General features: G+C 57.9%; 17 protein-coding genes. 5 read left to right on the top strand and 12 right to left on the bottom strand.

The window, feature by feature from the left end; genetic code table 11:
- Nucleotides 1-2: 2 nt before the first annotated feature.
- Together yidC and mnmE are read left to right on the top strand one after the other, a co-directional pair.
- Nucleotides 3-1,646 (top strand): membrane protein insertase YidC, encoded by a 1,644-nt coding sequence (gene yidC / locus C2E15_RS00175; protein WP_104955608.1) that lies wholly within the window; start codon nucleotides 3-5, stop codon nucleotides 1,644-1,646.
- Between the two features lie 180 nt (nucleotides 1,647-1,826).
- On the top strand, nucleotides 1,827-3,191 hold the full coding sequence (mnmE, locus tag C2E15_RS00170) for a tRNA uridine-5-carboxymethylaminomethyl(34) synthesis GTPase MnmE (protein WP_104955607.1): 1,365 nt from the start codon (nucleotides 1,827-1,829) through the stop codon (nucleotides 3,189-3,191).
- A 79-nt stretch (nucleotides 3,192-3,270) separates the two neighbouring features.
- Here the strand turns inward: mnmE and C2E15_RS00165 are convergent, their stop codons facing one another.
- From C2E15_RS00165 to C2E15_RS00120, 9 genes are all read right to left on the bottom strand, one after another.
- The gene (locus C2E15_RS00165) at nucleotides 3,271-6,420 is read right to left on the bottom strand and encodes an autotransporter family protein (protein WP_104955606.1); all 3,150 of its coding nucleotides are present in this window, start codon (nucleotides 6,418-6,420) and stop codon (nucleotides 3,271-3,273) included.
- A 130-nt stretch (nucleotides 6,421-6,550) separates the two neighbouring features.
- Nucleotides 6,551-7,297: a fimbrial protein gene (locus tag C2E15_RS00160; protein WP_167391810.1), complete on the bottom strand. Its 747-nt coding sequence runs from the start codon at nucleotides 7,295-7,297 to the stop codon at nucleotides 6,551-6,553.
- Between the two features lie 311 nt (nucleotides 7,298-7,608).
- Nucleotides 7,609-10,089 (bottom strand): fimbria/pilus outer membrane usher protein, encoded by a 2,481-nt coding sequence (locus C2E15_RS00155; RefSeq protein WP_167391809.1) that lies wholly within the window; start codon nucleotides 10,087-10,089, stop codon nucleotides 7,609-7,611.
- A gap of 125 nt (nucleotides 10,090-10,214) precedes the next feature.
- Complete coding sequence (locus tag C2E15_RS00150) at nucleotides 10,215-10,949, bottom strand: fimbrial biogenesis chaperone (protein WP_167391808.1); 735 nt, start codon at nucleotides 10,947-10,949, stop codon at nucleotides 10,215-10,217.
- A 72-nt stretch (nucleotides 10,950-11,021) separates the two neighbouring features.
- Nucleotides 11,022-11,558, bottom strand: coding sequence for a fimbrial protein (locus tag C2E15_RS00145; protein ID WP_104955602.1), 537 nt, complete (start codon nucleotides 11,556-11,558; stop codon nucleotides 11,022-11,024).
- 296 nt (nucleotides 11,559-11,854) lie between these two features.
- Nucleotides 11,855-12,169 carry a hypothetical protein gene (locus C2E15_RS00140; protein ID WP_104955601.1) on the bottom strand — a complete coding sequence of 105 codons (315 nt, stop codon included), beginning with the start codon at nucleotides 12,167-12,169 and terminating at the stop codon, nucleotides 11,855-11,857.
- Between the two features lie 268 nt (nucleotides 12,170-12,437).
- Nucleotides 12,438-14,597 (bottom strand): peptidase domain-containing ABC transporter, encoded by a 2,160-nt coding sequence (locus C2E15_RS00135; RefSeq protein ID WP_104955600.1) that lies wholly within the window; start codon nucleotides 14,595-14,597, stop codon nucleotides 12,438-12,440.
- 42 nt (nucleotides 14,598-14,639) lie between these two features.
- Nucleotides 14,640-17,264, bottom strand: coding sequence for a TolC family outer membrane protein (locus C2E15_RS22165; protein ID WP_281257533.1), 2,625 nt, complete (start codon nucleotides 17,262-17,264; stop codon nucleotides 14,640-14,642).
- A 32-nt stretch (nucleotides 17,265-17,296) separates the two neighbouring features.
- Nucleotides 17,297-17,938: a LuxR C-terminal-related transcriptional regulator gene (locus C2E15_RS00120; protein WP_104955599.1), complete on the bottom strand. Its 642-nt coding sequence runs from the start codon at nucleotides 17,936-17,938 to the stop codon at nucleotides 17,297-17,299.
- 661 nt (nucleotides 17,939-18,599) lie between these two features.
- Here C2E15_RS00120 and C2E15_RS00115 point away from each other — a divergent pair.
- Nucleotides 18,600-19,190 carry a malonic semialdehyde reductase gene (locus C2E15_RS00115; protein ID WP_104955598.1) on the top strand — a complete coding sequence of 197 codons (591 nt, stop codon included), beginning with the start codon at nucleotides 18,600-18,602 and terminating at the stop codon, nucleotides 19,188-19,190.
- A 159-nt stretch (nucleotides 19,191-19,349) separates the two neighbouring features.
- Entirely contained in the window at nucleotides 19,350-20,126 is a 777-nt protein-coding gene (locus C2E15_RS00110) for a 4'-phosphopantetheinyl transferase family protein (RefSeq protein ID WP_104955597.1), read from the top strand.
- Here the strand turns inward: C2E15_RS00110 and C2E15_RS00105 are convergent.
- Entirely contained in the window at nucleotides 20,110-21,423 is a 1,314-nt protein-coding gene (locus tag C2E15_RS00105) for an NCS2 family permease (protein ID WP_104955596.1), read from the bottom strand. The genes C2E15_RS00110 and C2E15_RS00105 overlap by 17 nt on opposite strands.
- Nucleotides 21,424-21,596: 173 nt before the next feature.
- Between C2E15_RS00105 and yieH the strand changes: the two genes are divergently transcribed.
- A complete protein-coding gene (gene yieH, locus C2E15_RS00100) occupies nucleotides 21,597-22,259 on the top strand; it encodes a 6-phosphogluconate phosphatase (protein WP_104955595.1) in 663 nt (220 codons plus the stop codon).
- Nucleotides 22,260-22,319: 60 nt separating this feature from the next.
- On the opposite strand, the gene phoU is transcribed toward yieH, so the two are convergent.
- The gene (gene phoU / locus C2E15_RS00095) at nucleotides 22,320-23,054 is read right to left on the bottom strand and encodes a phosphate signaling complex protein PhoU (protein WP_104955594.1); all 735 of its coding nucleotides are present in this window, start codon (nucleotides 23,052-23,054) and stop codon (nucleotides 22,320-22,322) included.
- A gap of 12 nt (nucleotides 23,055-23,066) precedes the next feature.
- Entirely contained in the window at nucleotides 23,067-23,834 is a 768-nt protein-coding gene (pstB, locus tag C2E15_RS00090) for a phosphate ABC transporter ATP-binding protein PstB (RefSeq protein ID WP_104955593.1), read from the bottom strand.
- Nucleotides 23,835-23,859: the final 25 nt, after the last annotated feature.

Here is a 23,859-nt window from a genome sequence, read left to right as displayed (position 1 = left end):
CGATGGATTCGCAACGCAATCTTTTTCTCATCGCTTTTCTGTTCGTGTCTTTCATGATCTGGCAAGCCTGGCAGACGGACCACGCTCCGCAGCCGCAGCAAACTCAGACCACGCAAAACACGACAGCAGCCGGTGATGCCGCTAATCAGGGTGTGCCTGCCAGCGGTCAGGGCAAAACCATCACCGTTAAGACGGATGTCCTGTCTTTGAACATCAATACCCGTGGTGGCGATGTGGAACAGGCGCAGCTGCTGACTTACCCGGATAAGCTGGGTTCCTCTCAGCCTTTCCAGCTGCTGGAAACCTCCTCAGCCTTCCTGTATCAGGCGCAGAGCGGCCTGACCGGCAGAAACGGCCCGGACAATCCGAATAACGGCGCGCGTCCGCTGTTCACCGCCACGCAGGATCATTTTGAGCTGGCTGACGGCCAGAGCGAACTGCGCATCCCGATGACCTTTACCGCAGAAAACGGCGCCGTCTACACCAAGACGTTTGTGCTGAAGCGCGGCGAATATGCCATCAGCGTCGAATATCAGGTGAACAACACCACCCAGCAGCCGCTGGAAGTGGCGATGTTCGGCCAGCTGAAACAGACCATCGATCTGCCGAAGCACCGTGATACCGGCAGCAACAACTTTGCTCTGCATACCTTCCGCGGCGCCGCGTACTCCACCAGCGACGAGAAGTATGAGAAATATAAGTTCGATACCATCGCGGATAACGAAAACCTCAGCACCACCACCTCTAACGGTTGGGTCGCGATGCTGCAGCAGTACTTCGCCACCGCATGGGTGCCGCGCACCGCGGGCAGCAATACGCTCTATACCAGCAACCTTGGCAACGGCATTGCGGCTGTCGGCTATAAATCCGCGCCGGTAGCGGTTGCGCCAGGCAGCCAGCAGACGCTGGCGGCGACGCTGTGGGTCGGCCCGGAAATCCAGGACAAGATGGCGGCCGTCGCGCCTCACCTTGATCTGACCGTCGATTACGGCTGGCTGTGGTTTATCTCTCAGCCGCTGTTTAAGCTGCTGAAGTTCCTGCACAGCTTCATCGGCAACTGGGGCTTCTCTATTATCGTCATCACCTTTATCGTTCGTGGCATCATGTACCCGCTGACCAAAGCGCAGTACACCTCCATGGCGAAGATGCGTATGCTGCAGCCAAAAATTCAGGCGATGCGTGAGCGTCTGGGCGACGACAAACAGCGCATGAGCCAGGAAATGATGGCGCTGTACAAGTCAGAGAAAGTGAACCCGCTGGGCGGCTGTCTGCCTCTGGTTATCCAGATGCCGATCTTCCTTGCGCTTTACTACATGCTGATGGGCTCGGTAGAACTGCGTCACGCGCCGTTCGCGCTCTGGATCCACGACCTTTCCGCGCAGGACCCGTACTACATCCTGCCGATCCTGATGGGCGCGACGATGTTCTTCATTCAGAAGATGTCGCCGACCACCGTGACCGACCCGATGCAGCAGAAGATCATGACCTTTATGCCGGTCATCTTCACCGTCTTCTTCCTGTGGTTCCCGTCAGGTCTGGTGCTGTACTACATCGTCAGCAACCTGGTGACCATCCTCCAGCAGCAGCTGATCTATCGCGGCCTAGAAAAACGCGGCCTGCACAGTCGCGACAAGAAGAAAGCCTAACCGTCGGCGCTGAGCGCGACCTCCGGCAGTATCAAGCAGGGGCGGGATTTTCCCGCCCCTGTTTATTTGCTGCTTTCCGGTCATCAAAATGAATGCCGGGGGGTTAGCAAATGTCATCACAAAGATTATGATCGGGCGGTCAATTGACCGCCTTATTGTTACCGTATTGAGAGAGTTTCCATGAGCCACAGCGATACTATCGTCGCCCAGGCCACACCGCCAGGACGCGGCGGCGTGGGCATTCTGCGTGTTTCCGGCAGCAACGCGGCGGACGTTGCCCGTCAGCTGTTGGGCAAGCTGCCGAAACCGCGCTACGCCGACTATCTGCCCTTTAAAGCGGCGGACGGCAGCACCCTCGACCAGGGCATCGCGCTGTGGTTTCCGGGGCCAAACTCCTTTACCGGCGAGGATGTGCTGGAGCTGCAGGGGCACGGCGGCCCGGTGATCCTCGATCTGCTGCTGAAGCGTATCGTCGCGCTGCCGGGCGTGCGTATCGCCCAGCCGGGCGAGTTTTCGGAGCGCGCGTTTCTCAACGATAAGCTGGATCTGGCGCAGGCAGAGGCGATTGCCGATCTGATCGACGCCAGCTCGGAGCAGGCGGCGCGCTCCGCGCTAAACTCACTGCAGGGCGCGTTCTCCACCCGCGTTAACCATCTTGTGGAAGCACTTACTCACCTGCGAATCTATGTGGAAGCGGCTATCGACTTCCCCGATGAGGAGATCGACTTCCTTTCCGACGGCAAAATCGAAGCGCAGCTGAACAGCGTGATGCAGGATCTGAACGCGGTACGTGCCGAAGCGCGTCAGGGCAGCCTGCTGCGTGAAGGGATGAAAGTGGTGATCGCCGGCCGTCCCAACGCCGGAAAATCGAGCCTGCTTAACGCACTGGCCGGCCGTGAAGCCGCTATTGTCACCGATATCGCCGGCACCACGCGCGACGTACTGCGCGAGCATATTCATATCGACGGCATGCCGCTGCATATTATCGATACCGCCGGTTTGCGCGACGCCAGCGATGAAGTGGAGCGTATCGGCATCGAGCGCGCCTGGCAGGAGATTGAACAGGCGGATCGCGTGCTGTTTATGGTTGACGGCACCACTACCGACGCGACCGAGCCTGCCGCCATCTGGCCCGACTTTATCGCCCGTTTGCCGGCTTCCCTGCCGATTACCGTGGTGCGTAATAAAGCGGACGTCACCGGCGAACCGCTGGGCTTAACGGAAGTAAATGGTTACTCACTTATTCGCTTGTCGGCGCGTACCGGCGAAGGCGTCGACGTGCTGCGCGATCACCTGAAACAGAGCATGGGCTTTAACGACAATATGGAAGGCGGCTTCCTGGCGCGTCGCCGCCATCTGCAGGCGCTGGAGTTAGCGGACACTCACTTACAACAGGGCAAGGCGCAGCTGCTGGGCGCCTGGGCGGGCGAGCTGCTGGCGGAGGAACTGCGGCTGGCGCAGCAGGCGCTGAGCGAAATAACCGGCGAATTTACCTCTGATGACCTGCTGGGACGCATCTTCTCCAGCTTCTGCATCGGCAAGTAAGCGCCCTGTCCCGCTTCGCGCGGTGACCTTTGCGGCGCCGGACGTCGCTTTCGTCCGGCGCCTTTTTATTGCCCCGTCATCAGAAGCGATACTTTGCGCCCAGCATCAGGCTGGCGTCCTGATAATGGTAGCTCCCCTGCTGCAGCGTGACGTTGCCGTGCAGCTGAAGGTTATCGCTTAGCTTTCCTTCCACGCCGGTTTTCAGTTCCGCCAGGTTTCGCCCGCTGTTCTGCCGAACGCTGAAGCCGTTGAGGCTTACCCGGTAGGGATCGCTGTTGTGCAGCCAGTTCACCTCAACATAGGGTTTCAGGTTGCTCTCGCCCGGTTGTTTTGCTTCCGTTAGCCAGGCGCGTACCCCGATACGCGACAGCAGATTGCGGTTTTCATTGGCCAGCACCTGGGTGCCGTTTTGCTCGATCAGCCTGACGGTTTTCAGGCCGTTAAAAATAAGTTGCGCATGCGGCTGCAGAGTGAGGCTGTAGAGGCGTTGGTTCTTTCCTTGATGCGCCCACGCCTGCCATCCATAGCCCCCTTCCAGCGAGGCGCTGACACCCTGTGTATGGTAGTTCTCCGCCCACAGCCCTTTGCCGGCGACGCTACTGTTGAACCAGTTATATTGCAGCCAGCTATCCAGCCACAGCCCGGTTTCGTTCTGGCGATCGGCAAACCAGGCGGCGTAAACGCCCAGGCTGTAGCCGGATATCGCGCTGTGGGTTTTATGCTGGCTCAGCGTTGAGCGAATATGGGCAGACTGCCGGCCATAGCCCAGCATCGGGCCGATCTGCAGTTGCCCATCGCCGATAGTGCGTTGCAGCAGATCGCCGCCCAGCTGAACCACATAGCGATTGCTTTGTGCCGCCAGGCTATCCGCCATATAAGACCGGCTGTGGCCGCCCACCTGGCGCAGCCACAGGCTGCTGTGCGGCAGACCGTCGGCAGCGGAGAGGCTACGGTTGCCCAGCCGATCGTAGAGGCTAAGATTAAACAGCGTCGCAGCGGCGGCGCTGTTAGCGATATAGCCGCCCGCTTCAGGGCGCACTACGCCCGGCGCCGGGCGAACCGGATCGGTGGGTTGTGGTTGCGGCTGCGGCTGCGGTTGCGGCTGAGGTTCCGGCGTCTCTTCTTCCGCGCGCCAGTTCATCAGATACCAGTGGCGGGCGTTATCTCCTGCGCCGCGTGCCAGCTGATACTCCCAGGCGCCGGCCACGATCCTTCCCTGCTGCACAAACTCACCTGCAGACGCGCCATTAACCTGTACCAGCTGAATACCGTTAAGGGTCTGCCCCGGGATGCCGCCAGCTTTGTTAACCACCACGAAAGTCGTGCCGGCAGTATCGCCCGCCACAATCAGTCGGTTGACGGCGGAGCGGTCATCACCCGTCTCCGCATTAAACATCAGCGTGCCGTTATCGCCGCGATAGTTTCCCCTGACGGTCAGCGTATCGTTAAGCGCGCCCTGCCTGAATGCTATGGTTCCGCCGTTGATCAGGTTCTGCACGTCAGAAGAGGCGGTCATCTGCCACAGGCTGCCAGAATAGAGGCCGATATCGCCATTTTTAACTGCGCCGTTCAGGCGGGAGTGATCGTGTAATTCCACCGAAGCGTAGCTATCGGGATCGACATCAATATCGCCGTTCAGCACGACATTTTTGCGCGCCTTCAGCGCCACATGTGAAGCATAAGCCTTGCTGGTTGTCGTACGGACCTTCAGCAGCTGGCCGTTGCCGCCCTGCAGTCGCGCGCCGTTGCTGACCTCCAGCCGCAGCCGGGTGTCGATGGCGTTCACCGCCTCGCGACGGGCACTGCTCAGCGCGACGTTATCCAGCCGCACATCGTTATCCTGCGTGTCAGAATAGCCGCTGACGTGCAGCCCCGGCGCATTGCCGGCGCTGATTAAGGTGCTATTGCTGACCGTCGCGTGGCCGAGGTTTGTATAGAGCGCCGCCGCCTCATCGCCGTGCGTGGTAACAACAACGTCGCTGGCGGTAACCCGCGAGCGTGGATAGACGATAACGCCGAAGGCTGACTGCCCCCAGGTATCAATGGTGCTGTTCTGTAACTCCAGGCTGCCGCCGCGGGCGCTAAAGGCGCCCGCGCCCCTGTCGCCGTGCGTCTCGATAGCCAGCTGGCGGCCGGAAGAGTCGGTCTCGGTATAGAAGCCATAGCTTTCGACGCCCAGGGTAGACATCGTCACCCCTTCCGCCGCCGCCCCGCCTTTTTGCGCGTTTAACGCATGGGCTGCGTCGCCGAAGGTAGCGAGCGCGGCGTCGTGAATATCGAGGTGGGTATCGGATGAGGCGAGCCAGACGGCATCCGCCAGCGTGCCGTAGGTAGTGTAGTGGCCGCCGCTTGCCGTTACGCTGGCGGCCTGATTGATATCCAGCGCGTTGGCGTTCCTGCCGCTGCTGACGATATTAACGTTATCAAGCGTGACGGCCGCGTTAAAGATCAACATGCCCCGGCTGCGCTCAATATTGATCTCGCTATTGGCGAAAGCGGCGGTGGCCGCTCCCCCGTCGCCGATGCGCACGCCGTAGGTATCGCCTGTGGCCGTGATGGTCAGCCCATCCGCGATCAGATCGCCGCGTCTCAGTTCCAGGCCGCTATAGCTGTCGCTGACAGTAATGGTGCTGTTGCTGATACGCGCTTTTACATCGCCGCCGCGGATCGACATGGCTGATGATGACGGCGCCGACAGGGTGATATCCAACCCGTCCGCAGTCAGCGCGGCGCTATCGGCCAGGTCGATGCCGTAGCCGCTGAGCCCCGTCAGGCTGAGGCGGCTATTGCTCACCGCCAGCGTCGCTGCGCCGCTGGCGGCGATACCAGAAGAAGAGGCCCCCTGAATATTAACGGCCCCGTTATCCATTTTTAGCTGGCCGGAGGCGACGCTGATACCGTGAGAAAGCGTGCCGTTGGTCTCCAGCGTGGCGCCGTTTAAAATAAGCGTGCCGTTATCGGCGACTTTCGCCGCCGCCGTCGCGTCGGCGGCGACGGTAAACGCCAGCGGAGCATTCACGGTTAATGTGCTGCCCTCGCCGGAAACATACAGCGGATGGTCGCGCTTCTCCTGGCTGTGGTAACTGGCGGTGACCTCACGCTCTTTACCGTCGCTTACCTGCCAGGGCGAGGCGGACTGCACGCTAAACGGCATAAGGGTAATAAACAGGCACGCTTTTCCTGTTTCCCGGCGTGCGCAAGAAAAAGGACGCAGAGGGTAGCGGCGCATAGAATGCTCCTTCTATTTTAGAATAATTCCATTAAATAGATTTTTCGGCCGGAAAAACCGCCGGCCGGTTATTATCTACAGGATAAAACAGGGCGTATCAAATTAAATTAATAGCGAAAATGAGAGGCAGTTACATATAGTCAATGATATATGTTACGCTTCCCGTTAATTCTCCTGGCGAGAGTCTATCGCTGATCCTGTAATAATTTGCTTTTAATGGCACCGTTAATATTTTGCTCTGTTGTGTAAAGTCGCCAATTTTAAAAAACTCGCCGTTACCCGATTCGACATAATCTCCGGCGCCGTTTCGATGCCTAATCTGGAAACCGATGCCTTCGGCGATTTCATTGTTCCCCTTACGAAACGGATAGACGCCCTGCCGCTCCAGGCCCGCCACCGGCGAGCCGTTAAACGCCATGTTGATCGACAGGGTACTCCAGAGGTCGCCGTTGCAGTTAAGCGACACCGAGAAATCGGCCTCATGGCCTTCGACCCTGCCGTTGCTTTTCAGATCGGCGATATTCACCTCAGGCAACCTCTGATGCATGCTGGGCGTGCTGATATTGCAGGTATAAGCCGAAAAAGAGAGCTTTTTCACGTTGGTGGCGCGGTAGCGTAAATAACCGGTGCCGGCGTCCCCGATGGAAAACAGCCAGATATCATTACGCAAGGGCGACAGCGCGACGTTTTGGCCGGTTTTCACCAGCTCAACGCGCACAGAAACGTTGAGCCTGGTATAAAAAGAGGTCGCCAGCCCCTGAAGAAACAGCGCGTTGGTGGTATAGCCGCTGTCGTAGCTTCTGCGCGCCGAATCCCGTTCGCCGTTAATGGTGACATAAAAGGTTAACCCGCTTTGACTGCCTAACGCATTATCCAACGCCTCCCGATTAATATATATTTTCCGCGCGCCGCCCGAGGCGGCCGAAATATCTTTCGCGCACCATAAATCAAGATTCATCGTGACATCGTAAATCGTGGTACCGATCGGTACGGTGTCAGGAATTTCAGACGGTAAACTATTAAAGTCGAAAGCGGTAATGCTATTGGTAATATTGGAATCGGGACCGCACCTTACATTATCGGCATAGCTTGTATTACATAAAAAAACCGATCCCAGCAGTAATATCAGCGCTCTGCATGGATACATTCTCTTTTTTATTATGGCTTTCATCTTTCTCCCGCTCTGATTTATTGCGTCACTTTCGCCAGCGCATCCTGCGCAGCGGTGGCCGTTGGGTAACGGCAGGTGGTTGTGAGGCGCTGGAACTGTTGCTGACGCCCCTTACGTGACGGCAGGTTGACGTCGAATGAGCAGATATACCGGCCATCGGCGCCCCAGCTTACCTGCAGGCGCTGCGTCATCTCATCCAGCCGGACATACATTTGCCCTCCCTGCGCCACTACGCCGACATCGCGGCCGTCGTCCGTCTTCACGCTGGCGCCGAAAGGCAAGGCTTCGCCATCGGGCAGCTGCGCGCGGATCAGCACCGCATTGCCCAGCCGGGTGGGGTAATTGACTTTCACGATCGCACCCGCGCGCGGCACCACCTGTTTCAGCGTGGTCTCCAGCTCGACATCCAGCGGCATGCCTTCCGGGTTCAGCGCCAGCTTGTTGATACGATAGGGTGTCAGATAAGGCACCATGGCGTAGCCGGCGTCATTAACGATCACGCCGGGGTAGCCCTCAATCGACGCGCCGCCGGCGCCCGGCGCCTGCACCACCGCCAGCGTATCGCCGGCATAGGGGCTGGCGACCCAGGCATCGGGCAGCACCACAAGGCTGCCGCTTAATCCTGCGGTCCAGGCGCGGTAGTTTTCCCCCTGCGCGTAGCTGCCTTTCAGCTGAGTGTTCCTGAAGCGATACGCGGCTGAAACATTTCCGGAGGCGGCGCCCTCTTCTTCGCGCGCCACGCCCAGGTTATAGGTCAGCTCATCGCGCTTGCCCAGCACTCCACTCAGCCCCAGCTGGCTGGCGATGCCCTGTTCGCTACGCGTGGTATAGCTGTTGATATAAGGCCTGCCGCGCCCAAGCGGCATTGAAAACGAGAGCAAATAGTGCGTTTCCGCATAGCTGTCGAACCTCGACCGGTTGACGCTAAGCCCGTAATTTAGCGAGCGGTAGTGGTTGCTGTAGCCAAGCTGATACTGTATTTCGCTGCCCTGCCGGTCCCAGTAGTTTTCGACATAGCCGCTGGCGTACAGACTCCCGCCCGCCTCGCCCAGCTGCTGGCTGACGTTTATCGACAGGCGGTTTTGCGGCCGGTATAGCAGCAGGCTGGCGGAGTCCGCCCTCTCGCTGCGATGCAGATCGGCCAGGCGCGTCGCATTGGCAAGACTAAGATAGCCGGAGGATGAAAAGCGATAGGCGGCGAGCGAGATGCTGCTGTTGGTGTAAGCAATGAATTTGTTGTAACTGGCGCGCAGGCTGATGCCGTCCTGGCCGCTGACGCCGTCGTCAAAGCGCGCGCCGGTAACATCCAGCGCGAAAGCGCCGATAGCGGTGCCGACGGCGCCGCCAAGCAGCGCCGCAGAGTAATCGCCGGTGCCCATTATCCCGCCGTAGCCGGTAAGCCAGTTATTGACGCCATGCTGCAGCGTCGCCTGAAAAATTTTCGGCGTAGAGCTGACGTTCTGGTGACGCAGCGTGCCGAGCAGCAGGCTATAGCGATAGCTGCCCGGGCGGATCATTTCGGCAACTGACGCATAGGGCACGCTAAAGATGGACTCGCGGCCGTCTGCTTCAGTGACCGTCACCTGTAAGTCGCCGCCATAGCCTGAGGGGTAGATATCGTTGATGGCAAACTCGCCCGGCGGCACGGTGGTTTCATAAATTAGCGCGTTATTCTGGCGGATGCTGACGCGCGCACTGGTTTGTGCAATGCCGCGCACCACCGGCGCATAGCCGCGCTGAGAGTCAGGCAGCATCTGCTCGGAAGTCGCCAGCTGTACGCCGCGAAAAGAGAAGGTATCAAACAGGCTGCCCGAGGTCGTGGCGTCGCCAATCAAAACGCGCGAGCGCAGCGGCGTGATGTCCCGCTGCAGGTTATTGCTGAAAACGGTGTAGCTGCCGCCGCGATCCGCATCCCAGTTCAGCGCGCCGGAGTGACGAAACATCCAGCCGTTGATATTCACGCCGCCACCTAATTTGCTGTAAAACGATTCCGATTCATAGCGGCCCGCTTTTTGTCGGAACCAGGTGTTATCGTAGCTGGCGTAGAGCGCGTTGTTGCCGTCCTGCCATAGCGCCGGATCGACATAGCCGCGCGCCGCGGTATCCAGCCAGGCCTGCGGCAGGTGAATGTCGAGGCGCATATCTGATAGCCGCAGCCGGGCGCGGGAAGCGGGCTGCAGCGTTTCCAGCGTCACGCAGCTTTTTTCCCTGCGCAGCACCGCCTGCTGCTCTGCGGAGAGCTGATGCGCTTTAAAGCCGGTCAGGGCGATTAACGCCTGGCTGAAGCAGATAAGCGAGTCGCCCGCGTGAGGCTGCTCGACGGCGACCCGTTCACGGCCCAGCAGACGATGATTTAAATAGACATCCACATCGTAGGTGCCGGCCGGAATGCTATACGCCCCGTTAAAACGGGAGATATCGATCGCATCGCCCGCGGCCCGATCGAGGAAAATCGGATCGAACTCCACCTCCGCGCGCGCCTGCGTCAACGTCAGCACGCACGTCGCGTTAGCGACGCACCATGATATAAGCTTAAATTTCCGCTTTCCCGCGCGAAATAAGGTTGGCCAGATACAGAAAAATGACATCATCATGCCCTTCATTATGTTGATGATTTAGGGTGTTAAATCTCTCTTTCCATCGTCACGACCGCGCCATAATCATTGATGTAATGGTATTTAAACTGGCTTAGCGTTTTTAATGAGGCAGGGAAAGTGAACCGGGCATGGCTAAAAGGCGCGATCATGTCGCCCTTAATGCTTGCCAGCTTATTTGCCGGCTTAGGTGCGGTGGAGGTTTCTATCGAGGCTATGGAGACATAAAACGGCGAGCGGTTATTCGCCTCCAGCGTCACGCCTTCTTTGCTTTCAATCCGCCGCCAGCCCAGCTTTTCCGCTGCCTCCGCCGCAGACTCGCCTTTTAGCGCCTCTGGCCGAAAAAAGAGTTTTATTCGCGTGCGTATCGCCATTTGCAACGGGTTGCCGGCCGCCGCTTTGGCACGCGGTGGAATATCCAGAATGTTCAGCCAGAATACGGACTCCCGATCTTTCGGCAGTGTCGAGGCTTCGCCGACATAGGTAATACGTAACGTTTGCCCCTGCTGCGGTTCAACGCGTGCCACCGGCGGCAGCAGAATAAACGGCACATTTATCGCTTTTATCTCTTCATCCTTTTTGCCGTTATCTATCCATGACTGAATTAAGGAGGGATGTTGATTTTGGTTTTCCAGGCGCGCCGTTACTTCCCTTTCGCCTTCCGGATAAATAACACGCGTACTGTTAACGACGATGCCGGCCAGCGTGCAGGTGGCGTTTAACAACAGCCCGGAAAAAAGCAGAAGCAAAAATTTTATATTCATTCCTGATGCTGTTCCTGATGCGGAAATAAGGAATGCAAGGAGGCTTGCTCCCTGCATTTTTAATCGAGGCGATTACTCGTAATCGATGGAATAGGTGACCGACGTCGCCAGCTCGCCGGCCGTGGAGGCGCCGGTCGCATGGTAACGCGCCTGATAGACCAGGTTTACGGCGCCGTCCTGCAGTTCGCCCGCCGCGTTGGCGCGCTGGCTGGTGTTGCCGATATGCAAAGCGTTCATTTTCGCATCAAGTAACTCAACCTGAACGTTCTTCGCGCCGGCGGCATTGGTGTTGTTCAGGCGGCCCGTCGCGGCGTCGACTGCGGTGCCATGCTCAAAGTAGGCGCGTACGCTGCCGGTTGCCGGCTTACAGTTAGTCAGGTTCATAGTGAATGCCGTCGTGCCGGCGGTATCGCCGTCTTTAGCCAGATCGGACGTCGGCAGCGTCGGCAGCGTGACGACCGCATCGGCGCTGCCGCCGTCGATTTTGACGGTACAGGTAGACTGGGTCAGCTTGCCGTTGATGGTGATGGTGCCGACTGACGCGCCGGCAGGCATCGTTACAGAAGAAACGGCAAGCGCAACCACTGTGCCTAACAAACATTTTTTCATCGTAAACTCCGTTTTATTGAAATAATAAGCGCGCCGAAAATAGTGCCCGCCTATCCTCGCTTTATGAAAATGAGCAAAAGTGAAAAGTTACCTTAATAACTTTTCCGCAATTACCCAGACATAAATAGTGTTTTATTACCGCGACGCACATGCGAATAATGCACGCACTCACCGTTTCTCCCATACCGGATAGCCAGCGCCGTATTTAAAAAGCGCTGACAGGTGAACGCGCTGCGCCACTTTTATCCGTTTTTAATAAAGACATTCCGTAAATTAAAACGCTCATTGCAGCGGGGTTATTTCGGCAGCGGGGCATTATGATCAAACCATTGTTCAGTATTGGTATTAAACCATTCCAGCGTTTTGTCCCAGCCGTTAATCATGCCGTAAAGCACGCCCTGCACGCCGATGGCGATGCAGCCCACCACCGCACCAACCATAGCGGAAATCACGCCGACACCGAGGATGCCGCCGGTCATACCGCCCGCGGTACCGGCTTTCATCATGCCTGCAGTCGCGCCGACGATCCCACCCAAAATTGCGGCGCCAAGGGTGTCAAAAAAATTCCCGCCTGAAACGGCCATTATTTCCCTGTTGTTTAACTGACGCATCCACTACTCCTTCAATACTTCATATTTTGATGGTAATAACCTTTAAAACCTCGCCATAAATTTACACTGGCATATTAATGCTAAATCTACCTTAAGCCTGCAACAATAGTAAATAATCTATTATTAATAACACCTTGCCTGCCGACAAAAACAATAAAAGACAGAAAATTGCTTTCCTGCCTTTTATTTTATTTATGTTAATTAATGAATCAGATTAGTCGCAAGGGTGAGGGTAATCATTAACGGGTAACGTTAATAAAAAAGAGATTTACCTACTCTGCGGTGACGTATTACTTAACCGCGCATAGTGCGCTTTATCTATCTCCACCGCTTTGCCCTGATTAAGTAAAATAATACGGTCCGCGCTGCAGATGGTTTCCGGCCGGTGCGCAATGATAATGCGCGTGACCGGCATATGACGGATCGCCTGATTAATCATCCGCTCGCGATCAACGTCGAGATGGCTTGAAGCCTCATCGAGGATCAGCAGATCCGGTTGGCGGTAGAGCGCGCGGGCCAGCAATACGCGCTGAATCTGCCCGCCGGAGAGCGAGGAGCCCATATCGCCCACCAGGCTGTGATAGCCCATCGGCATCGCGGAGATATCATCATGGATCTGCGCCACCTTCGCGGCATCTTCGATTTTTTCCTGATCGGGCTGCGCGTCGAAGAAACAGATATTGTCAGAGAGGGAGCCGGCAAACAGAATGTCGTCCTGCATGACGCAGCCCAGGCGCGCGCGGTAATGGCGCATTCCCAGCTTTTTGATATCCACGCCGTCAAGCTCGATACAGCCCGATTCCGGCTTCAGCAGCCCCATCATCAGCTTGGCCAGCGTGGTTTTCCCCTGCCCCGACGGCCCGATAATCGCCACCGATTCGCCGGCCGCCACCGCGATATCGCAGTGACGCAGCACGTACGGCTCCGTTTCCGCATAGCGAAAGCTGAGATCTTTTATTGTCAGCGAGGGGGCCGACTGCGCGGCATGCATCGGCGCGGGCAGCAAGGTCTCCATATCCGCCTCGCGATCGGTTAGCACGATATCGGCCAGTCGTTCGCCGTGCAGACGCAGCATCGTGAAATCGATCACCGCATCCACCAGCCCCGAGGCGCGGCTGATAAACTGATCGGAGAAGCTGATAAAGGCGACCAGCATCCCGCTGGTGAAGTTGCCTTCCAGCACCTGCAGGGCCGCCATCCATATCAGCACGATACGGCCGACGCCGGAAATCGCCCCCTGCACCGAGCTGAACCCTATCGACAGACGCTGTATCGCCACGCCTTTATTGGTGCTTTCCACCAGCGCGTTGGCATAGGCCGCGACGCGCATCTCCTGCTTGTTATTCAACTTAACCGCCTGTACGCCACGGATAGACTCCAGCAGCTGTGACTGCGCGCGCGCCGAGGCGGCAATCTGATCCTCATTCGCCTGACGAAAAGGCCGAAACGAGATCCAGCGGATAATAACGTAGGCGGCCAGCAGCCCCAGCACCAGCCAGGCGAGCCGAATGTTATAGATAAACAGCATTCCCAGCGTGACGACAGCCATCACGCCGTCGAGAATAGAGCTGATAAAACGGCCGGTAAGCGTGTTTTGAATGGTGCCGATCGAGCCGAACCGCGACAACACATCGCCGACGTGCCGCGATTCAAAATAGGCCATCGGCAGGCCGAGCAGATGGGCGCAGACGTTCGCTGTCCACTGCACGCTAAGCAGGCTGGAAAACCAGGTTGTGACCCAGGATCGCAGCGCGGAGATGGCGATATTCAGCAACGTCACGATAATAAAACCGCAGCCCAGCAGGGTCAGCAAATCATAATTGGCCGACACCAGCACCTGATCCATTACCCACTGCATATAGAAGGGCGACAGGATGCCGAACAGCTCCAGCGCCACCGACAGGATCATCACCTGAGCAAAGGCGCTGCGGATGCCGGTCACATTGCCGATCAGCTTGCGCATCGAGATTGACTGCTTCTCCTGCGCCTGAGTGAAGGTCGCGGCGGGCAGCAGCTCCAGCGCGACGCCGGTAAAGCTGCGCGAGACCTCGTCCATCGGAACGTCGCGTTTTCCCCGCGCCGGGTCGTGAATGGTTATCTTCCCCTTCGCGACGCTTTTCAGCACCACAAAGTGGTTCATCTCCCAGTGCAGGATGCAGGGACGACGCAGTTTGCCCAGCTCATCCAGCTCCAGCCGCAGGGCGCGGCCCGCCATGCCCAGCTGATGCGCGATAAGCATCACATCCGCCAGCGTCGCGCCTTTCAGCGACGTCGGAAAGCGCTTACGCAGCGTCACCATATCGATGGCGTGGCCAAAATAGTTAGCGATCATCCCGACGCAGGTCAGCCCGCACTCCGTCGCCTGCGTTTGCTGCATCACCGGTAATTGGCGACGCCAGCCAAAATTCAATGCTTCTAAAAACTTCATAAATAAAACCACTCCCTGTCGTTAACGCATCGCCGGGCGCATTTAGTTGCCCGCCCGCCGTCCCAGCGCGTAAAGCGGCTCCAGCACCCATTCGTACAGGCGACGGGTATCAATAAGGAAGTCCGCTTCCAGCGCGCTGCCGGGGCGCAGTTTTTCCTGACGGCCGTAGACGTTGATATGCTGCTTTTCCAGCGCGACCACCACGCGATAGTGCTGTTCCTGCACATTGTTATTGCCGGTGAGGGTCGCCACCTCCTGCGGCGAAAGCGCGACGCGCGACACCTCCGCCACCTTGCCATACTGCTGGCCGAACTTTTGAAAAGGGAACGCCTGATAGCGCAGCACCACCTTCTGCCCCGGCCGGATAAAGCCGATGGCGCGGCTGCTGACCATAATGCGCGCCTGCAGCCGCCCTTCATCCGGCAGGACGGAAAACAGCGTCTGGCCGGCGCTCACCATCTGCCCCGCTTTCACCATCACGGAACCGACCATGCCCTCCATCGGCGCGCGCAGCACGATGGATCGCCGGGATTCGTTTTCCGCCATCGACTGCTCCAGCTCAGAGAGGCGACGCTCAATCTCATTCTGCTTATTGCGCGTGTTCATCGGCAGTTCGCGTAGCTGCTGGCGCGTCTGTGCGAGCTGCTGGTGGATATCGAGACGCTGACGCGCGATATCCTGCAGGCGTGCGTCGGCATCAATAACGGCAGCCTCCTGCTGCTCGACCTGGCTATTGGAGGCGTAGCCTTCTTTGCGCATCAGGTTCAGCTTATCCAGCTGGCGACGCGCCAGCCGTGCCTGGCGGGCGCGCTGCGTCTGCTGCAGATCCAGCTGCTCAAGCTGGGAGCCGAGCAGCCGCTCCCGCTCCTGCAGCCCGCTCATCGCTTCGGCAAACAGCTTCTGTTGATTATCGAGATCCCCCCGCAGCCGTTCGCGCTGCAGCCGCAGCTGCTGCGCCACGGTTTCCCGCGTCTGTCCCAGCGCCGTAAACACTTCCGAAGAGACCGTGGCGATCGCCTCGCCTTTTTCAACCCGTTGCCCCTCTTCGACGTGAATGTCGATGACGGTGCCTGCCGCCATCGAGGCCACATTCATTACGCCTTTGGCGGGCATCAGCTGTCCGATGGCCGTTTCCCGCTTGGTATAGCTGCCAAACGTAAAGAAGGCGGCGACGGCAATCGCGATCGCCGCCACCAGCGAAATCACCAGCCAGCGATAGGGCGGGCAATACAACGCCACATTGCCGATGGCTGAGGTTTTATTCGCCTCCAACGCCTCCTGACGGAATAACGATTCACTCATAACGCCCCCCGGCTGCACGGCGGCGCGGCGCTGTCCTTCGGGACAATGGAACTGTGCTAACGCCGCATAATCCAGCTCGCCCAACTCCATGGCGAGTTTAATTTGGGCGTTCAGATAGTCATACTCTACCCGCGCCATCTCCTGCCGCGTTTTGTAGTAGCTCTGCTCCGCGTTGAGTTCATCGATAATGGTTCTTAAACCGACCTTGCGCCCGTAGGCGGTTGAGTTCACTTTGCTCTTTGCCGAGGAGAGTGCCTTTTCCTCAGCCAGATAGTGGCTCCGGCCGTTTTTAAGCTTTAGCCAGGCCGACTGCGTCTCCTGGCGCGCTTTACGCCGCGCATCCTCCAGCAGATCTTTCCCCTGTTCACGGCGCTGTACGGCCTCGATCGACTGGGAGATCTGCGCGCCGCCGGAGAACAACGGCACCGAGACGCTGACGCCAAGGGTGCTGTTGCGCGTTTTAGAAGTGCTGCCCATCAGCACATTGAGATAGTTGTCGTTTTCCGCGCGGCTCCAGTTAGTGCCATAGCCCGCCTGCAGCGTCACTACCGGCAGATGCGCGCCATGCGCGGCAATCAGATCGGCCTTTGCCTGATCCAGCTGAAACAGCGCGGCACGTATGCTGAGATTGTTTTGCATCGCTTTACGCTGCAGCGCCTCATCATCAGGAAGCGGCAAGCGCATCAGGCAGGCGACATCGACCGGCTGGATCTCATCGGGATTAAGGCTGGTGAGCCGTGAAAAAACCATGCCCGCTTCGTCAAGATCGTTGCGGGCGGCGATCGCTTCCGCCACGGTCTTATCGTAGTTGGCCTGCGCTTCGTCCCGCTCCAGCCGCGTGCCTTCGCCGACGCTGATCGCCACCTGTGTCTGGCTGAGCTGCCTGGCGTAGGCGGCTCTGGCGTTCAGCGCGCTGTTTAACACCTCCCGCTGATAGATAACGCGGAAATAGGCGTCAGCGACGCTCGCGATCAGCTTTTGCTGCGCCTGCATCAGTATGACGTCGGCATAGTCGGCGATCGCTTCCCCCCGTTTCCAGGCGGCGAATTTGGCGATATCAAACAGCGGCTGCGTCAGGTTTACGCTGACGTTATGCCGCGTAACGCCGGCGGCATAGTAGGCCTTCGGCTGATCCTGCCTGCTGTACCCGGCGTTCAGCCCGATGGTCGGCAGCAGGCTGGCGAACCCCTGCACGCTTTTTTCGCTATCCGCCTGGTGCGCATGCCTGGCAGCGTTTACCTCACTGTCGTAAAGGCTGGCCGCCAGCACCGCCTCCTGTAGGCTTACGCCGTCAGCCCCTTCAGGCAGCAGGCTCAGCGCGGCACAAAGGGTTACCGCCGCGGCGTTGACTCTCCTGGTATTCATTACCAAAATCCTTTTCTGATAAGAATGCGCAATTAAATAATATTATTCATGCACGCATACTGAATGAGTTCGCTGTTGGTATTCACATTCAGTTTTTTCATCGCATTATATTTTTGCGTAGCCACCGTACTGACCGCGCGGTTTTGTTTTTTCGCAATACTGGAAAGAGAAAGCCCCATAGAATAGAGTCGTATTATCTCCCACTCTTTCGCCGTCAGGCGGACGCTTTTTTCCGTCTCGCTTTCCACGATAGCGTTAATAAAGGCCGACAGGTAAACGCGATGATGAGGTCGGGAGAAGATCTCATTCAGCGCCTTTTTTATTTCGCTGACCGGATCGTACTTACTGACAATCGCATCAGCGCCGTAGCTGATCGCTTTTTTCAGAATCGACAGATTGTCATACTCAACATACAGTACCACCTTCGCTTCGGGCAGCGCGCGCTGGATGGCGCGGATCTTCGCCACGCCGTAAAGCTGACGGTCATCGTTACAGTAAGAGAGGTCTGTAATGATGGCGTCTATTCTCTGCCGGGCGGCGGAGTCGCGCTTGTCCATCTCGCTTAAGGAAAAATCGGCGATGATATTACAGCCCAACTCCTCTCTGGCGTAATGACAAAGGAAGCACTGAATAGCAGGATATTTATCCGATATCGCTAAGTTAATGTCCAACATATTAAGATATCCTTTTCCCAGTCCAGCCTGACTGCGGCTGGTTGCTTGCAGACAAAGCAAAATACAGCGACGTTCCTTTGCTGTAGTGCTGATTTATTTCAGCTTAAGAAATAAATCTGAGCGATTCTAATAGCTTCATTCCTTATTAACAAGCCGCGCCACAGACAAGATAACAAGTGAAAAACAGTAAAGCCGGCGTAATTATTTCCCACGGCAATAACTGTTTTCACAGCAAGACATAATTAACTATTCAAACAATAAGCCGTTTTTATGATAAAAAGCGGGCATGCGTAAGCCGCCTGTGAGGATAAAAGGCTAAAGGAGATTAATATTAAAAAAGACGCCCGGCCGGCTCTTCACCGTTTTGACCCATCAATTAATGCTGCCACTTGTCGCGTCCTTTATTTATCAGACGAGTCTTGAGCCTGTTTAAAGACCAGTCTTAACCTGACGAGCCGCGCTAAGGCGGCATTCCCTACCGCCCGATACATAAAAAAATCCTCTTGGTCAGCAGCAGAGGCGGCCGTTACCCTTTTATCGCGGCGTCCTTTCTTCGGCCGCGCATCGCCAGCCGTCGTCTGCGCGCATCAGGCTGTAAGAGCAACGCCGCAGCACATCCTGCATGCCCCTATCGCCGTATCTGAACCTCAGGGAGATCGTTATGTCCGTACCCTTAACCCCGCAGGCGCTGGAAACCTTATTTACCGCTGCCCGTACCCACAGCTTTTGGCAGGATAAAGCGGTCGATGCCGCGCTGCTGCGCCAGCTCTATGACATCGTCAGCCTTGCGCCCACCTCCGCAAATGCCTCGCCTGGCCGCTTTGTGTTTATCACCAGCGCGCAGGGCAAGGAACGGCTGCGGCCGGCCCTCTCCAGCGGCAACGTGGAAAAAACCCTGTCGGCGCCGGTGACGGTTATCGTCGCCTCAGACAGCCGCTTTTATGACAGGCTGCCCGAGCTGTTCCCCTGGGCGGACGCGCGCAGCTGGTTTACCAGCAGCCCGGCGGTTGCCGCCGAGACCGCGTTTCGTAACAGCAGCCTGCAGGCGGGCTATCTGATCCTGGCGGCGCGCGCGCTGGGCCTGGATGCCGGCCCGATGTCCGGGTTCGATGCCGAACAGGTCAACCGGCTGTTTTTCGCCGACGGCCACTGGCAGGCGAACATGCTGATCAACCTCGGCTACGGCGTGGCTGAAAAGCTGCACCCACGGCTTCCCCGCCTCGCTTTTGACGACGCCTGCCGCTTTGCCTGAATCCCGCCGCCAACCGGCGCCGGCGCCCGTTCTGCTGGCGCCGCGCAAATTTAAACCTATTCCGAAAAGCGCCCGGCCGGGGGAAAGCCGGGTGCAAATGCCTCAGAAAATTCTTACAATACCATTGATGATTATCCGACCATTTTCACGGAGCGACAGATGGCAAGTCATTTTGTACGCTGGACGCTTGCCCAAAGCCGGGCGGACGTTCAGCGTATTCCTGCGGATGTAGTGGAAAAGGCCCGCTTTCTCAGCGAGAAACGTCGAAGCCGCTATCTGGCGGCGCGCATGTTGCTGGCTGAGCTGATGCTGCGCGTATATGGAATGCCGCAGCTGCCCGGCTTAACCACCACCGCTAACGGCCGCCCCTGTTTTATCGACCCCGACCTGCCCGATTTCAGCATTGCCTATGCCGGCAATGTGATCGGTGTGCTGCTGGCGGAAGAGCAGAGCCGCGCCGGGCTGGATATGGAAATGGTGCGCGCCCACAGCCGCCAGACGGTGGAACACCATCTGCAGCATCTCTCTTCGGGCGAAAAAGCCTGGATCAATGCGCAGCAGGATCCGCTGGAAGCGATCACGCAAATCTGGACGCTGCGCCAGAGCATTCTCAAGTTAACCGGTGAAAAAAACGATTGCGGCGGCACTCTGCAGCTTCATCCCGCCTCGGGGCGTCTGCGCTCGCCGGTGTTTCCCGACGTGCAGGCGGTGTGCGATGTCGAACCGTTGCTGATCTGGTCATGCGCGCTCTCGCCCGCCACCAGCCGGCTACGGCTGTGGGAGATTGACGATCTGCATAACTGGACCGCGCTGCGTGATATTGAGATGAATAAAGCGAATATGGGGCCGCAGACGTTGCGGCTCACCAGCATGCCGCTGGAAAAACAGCTGCAGCAGCGGGGCTGCAGCCGTTTGGCGATCAGTGGGAATCGATAAAGGCGATTTTCAGTACGAACAGCAGCGCCACGACCACCACGCAGGGGCTGATTTCACGCCAGCGTCCCGTTCCCGCCTTCATGACGCAGTAGGCGATAAAGCCCAGCGCAATGCCTTCGGTGATCGAGAAGCTGAACGGCATCATCGCCGCCGTCACGAACGCCGGCACCGCCTCGGTGAGATCGTCCCACTGTACGCGCGCCAGGCTGGATGTCATCAGCACGCCGACATAGATCAGCGCGCCCGCCGCAGCGTAGCCGGGCACCATCGACGCCAGCGGCGACAGGAACATCACCAGCAGAAACAGAATACCGGTTACCACCGCCATCAGGCCGGTGCGTCCACCGACGGAGACGCCGGACGAGCTTTCGATATACGCGGTTACCGACGAGGTACCGATCGCGGCGCCGGCGACGGAGCTGACGCTATCCACCAGCAGCGCCTGTTTCATTCGCGGGAACTTGCCCTCTTTATCTGCCAGGCCCGCCTTGTCGGTGACGCCGATCAGCGTGCCGGAGGAGTCGAACAGGTTAACCAGCATAAAGGAGAAGATCACGCCCGCCATGCTGATGTTTAACGCCCCGCCCACATCAACCTGCCCGATAACCGAGCCGATAGCCGGCGGCGCAGAAAAGATGCCGCTGTATTTCACATCGCCCAGCATCAGGCCCGCCAGCGTGGTGACGATAATCGAGATCAGCACCGCCGCATGGACGTTGCGCGACGCCAGCACCGCGATGATAAAGAAGCCCAGCGCGCCCAGCAGTACGCTGTGAGAGGAGAGATCGCCCACTGCCACCAGCGTCGCCTCGTTGCCGACAATGATGCCGGCGTTTTTCAGCCCCATCAGGGCGATAAACAGACCGATGCCGGCGGTGATGCCGGTACGCAGGCTCAGCGGGATATTGGCGATCATCCAGTAACGCACGCGGAACAGCGTCAGCAGCAGCAGGCCGATCGCCCCCCAGAAAATGGCGCCCATACCCACCTGCCAGGAGTAGCCCATCGCGCCGACCACCACGAAAGCGAAAAAGGCGTTCAGCCCCATCGCCGGTGCCAGCGCCACCGGCAGATTGGCGACGATCCCCATCAGGATACTGCCCAGCGCGGCAATCAGGCAGGTGGTAACAAATACCGCCTGGGTATTCATGCCGGCGGCGCCGAGGATCTGCGGGTTAACAAAGACGATGTAAACCATCGTCAGGAAGGTGGTAAAACCGGCAATCACTTCGGTTCGCACCGTCGTGCCATGTTCCTGAAGCCGGAACAGCCGCTGTAATAGGCCTTGTTTAGTCATCTGTTACATCCGAACGGGAAAAGAGGTCGCCGCGTATGCTAGCGATTTTGGCCCAACAGTACACTGATTTTTCGCAAACGGTTGCGGTTTGGCTTAAATCCGCCTTGTCGGGTCGCATTCCTGGCTCAGTCGGTTAAAGTGAGCCTGACACCACTATTAAGGATGACGCATAAATGAGCATTGAATGTCTGTTTTTTGACTGCGACGGGACGCTGGTGGATAGCGAGCGCCTTTGCACCCAGGCCTATGTGGATACCTTCGCCCGCTACGGCGCCGAACTGTCGCTGCAGGAGATGTTTGAAAAGTACAAAGGCGTAAAGCTTTACGACATTATCGCCGACGTCGGCCGCCAGTATCCCCTGAACGCGCCAGTGGACGCGATCGAGCGGGAATATCGCCAGCAGGTAGCGCGCCTGTTTGACGCACATCTGCAGCCGATCCCCGGCGCCAGAGCGCTGCTGGAGCAGATCACCGTGCCGATGTGCGTGGTCTCCAACGGCACCGTGCCGAAAATGCAGCACTCGCTGGGGCTGACCGATATGCTCTCGTTTTTTGATGACCGGTTGTACAGCGGCTACGATATCGGCCACTGGAAACCGGACCCGCAGCTGATGTTCCACGCGGCGCAGCAGATGCAGGTACCGATTGCGCGCTGCGCACTGATCGACGATTCCGAAGCGGGCGCTAATGCCGGTATCGCGGCGGGCATTCCCGTGTTCTATTACTGCGCCGATGCCCATAACCGGCCGATCGATCATCCGCTGGTGACGCCTTTCGACGACCTGGCGCAGCTGCCGGCGCTGTGGCGCGAACGCGGCTGGTCGCTGACGCGTTAGACGTCGGGAAGAGAAGGGAACAGCGCAGCCGGACGGCTGCGCTGAACGCGGCAAAGGATATCAGGCCGGGCTGCTGCCGTTTTCGTCGCCCGCCAGCAGCTTATCCAGCCGATCGCCGCCGACGTGACGGAAATCCTGGCCTTTAACAAAGTAGAAAATAATCTCGCAGATATTCTGGCAGCGATCGCCGATGCGCTCGATGGCGCGTGCGCAGAACAGCGCGGTCAGCACGCTGGGAATGGTGCGCGGATCTTCCATCATATAGGTCATCAGCTGACGCACGATGCCCTCATACTCCTGATCGACCTTTTTATCTTCACGATAGATTTCAATCGCCGCGCTTAAATCCATCCGCGCGAAGGCGTCCAGCACGTCGTGCAGCATCTGAATGGTGTGATGGCCCAGCGACTCCAGGCTGACCAGCAGCGGCTGATGCTGTTGACCAAACTTCTCCAGCGCGGTGCGGCTGATCTTCTCCGCCACGTCGCCGATGCGCTCCAGCTCGGAAATGGTTTTGATGATCGCCATCACCAGACGCAGATCGCTGGCGGTCGGCTGCCGCTTGGCGATAATGCGCACGCAGGCCTCATCAATCTCCACTTCCATCATGTTGACCTTCTGGTCGCCATCAATAACGCGCTTCGCCAGCTCGCCATCCTGATTATGCATCGCGGTGATGGCGTCAGTGAGCTGCTGCTCCACCAGCCCGCCCATGATCATGACCTGGGTGCGGATATGCTCAAGCTCAGCGTTAAACTGGCCGGAGATGTGTTTATTCAGGTTCAAATTATCCATACAGCGCTCCAGTTAACCATAGCGGCCAGTAATATAGTCTTCAGTCTGCTTCTGATGCGGCTTCGTAAACAGGGTGTCGGTATCGCTGAATTCGATCAGCTCGCCCAGGTACATAAAGGCGGTATGGTCGGAACAGCGCGCCGCCTGCTGCATATTGTGCGTAACGATCACCACGGTGTAATCCTGCTTCAGCTCGGTGATCAGCTCCTCGATGCGGCCGGTGGAGATCGGATCCAGCGCCGAGCAAGGTTCATCCAGCAGTAGCACTTCCGGGCGAATGGCGATGCCGCGCGCGATACAAAGCCGCTGCTGCTGGCCGCCGGAGAGACTGTAACCGCTCTGATGCAGCTTGTCTTTGGTTTCGTTCCATAGCGCCGCTTTGCTTAACGCCCACTGCACGCGCTCATCCATATCCGCACGCGGCAGCTTTTCAAACAGGCGTACGCCGAAAGCGATATTGTCGTAAATCGACATCGGGAACGGCGTCGGCTTCTGGAACACCATGCCAACGCGCGCGCGCAGCAGGGCGATATCCTGGGATTCGGTAAGAATGTTTTCGCCATCCAGCAGGATCTCGCCTTCGGCGCGCTGCTCCGGATAGAGGGAGAACATCTTGTTGAAGGTGCGCAGCAGAGTGGATTTGCCGCAGCCGGACGGCCCGATAAAGGCGGTGACCTGGTTTGTCGCGATATCCAGGTTGATGTTTTTCAGTGCATGGAATTTACCGTAGTAAAAGTTCAGATCGCGTACCTGAATTTTGCCGGATGACTGATTAACCATAGTTTTCTCTTTCTCTTCACGCCGC

It is taken from the genome of Mixta gaviniae, from assembly GCF_002953195.1.
GTDB classification, from domain to species: Bacteria; Pseudomonadota; Gammaproteobacteria; order Enterobacterales; family Enterobacteriaceae; genus Mixta; species Mixta gaviniae.
The sequence above is the reverse complement of the archived record's forward strand: the minus strand, read 5'-3'. Positions and strand labels throughout refer to the sequence as shown.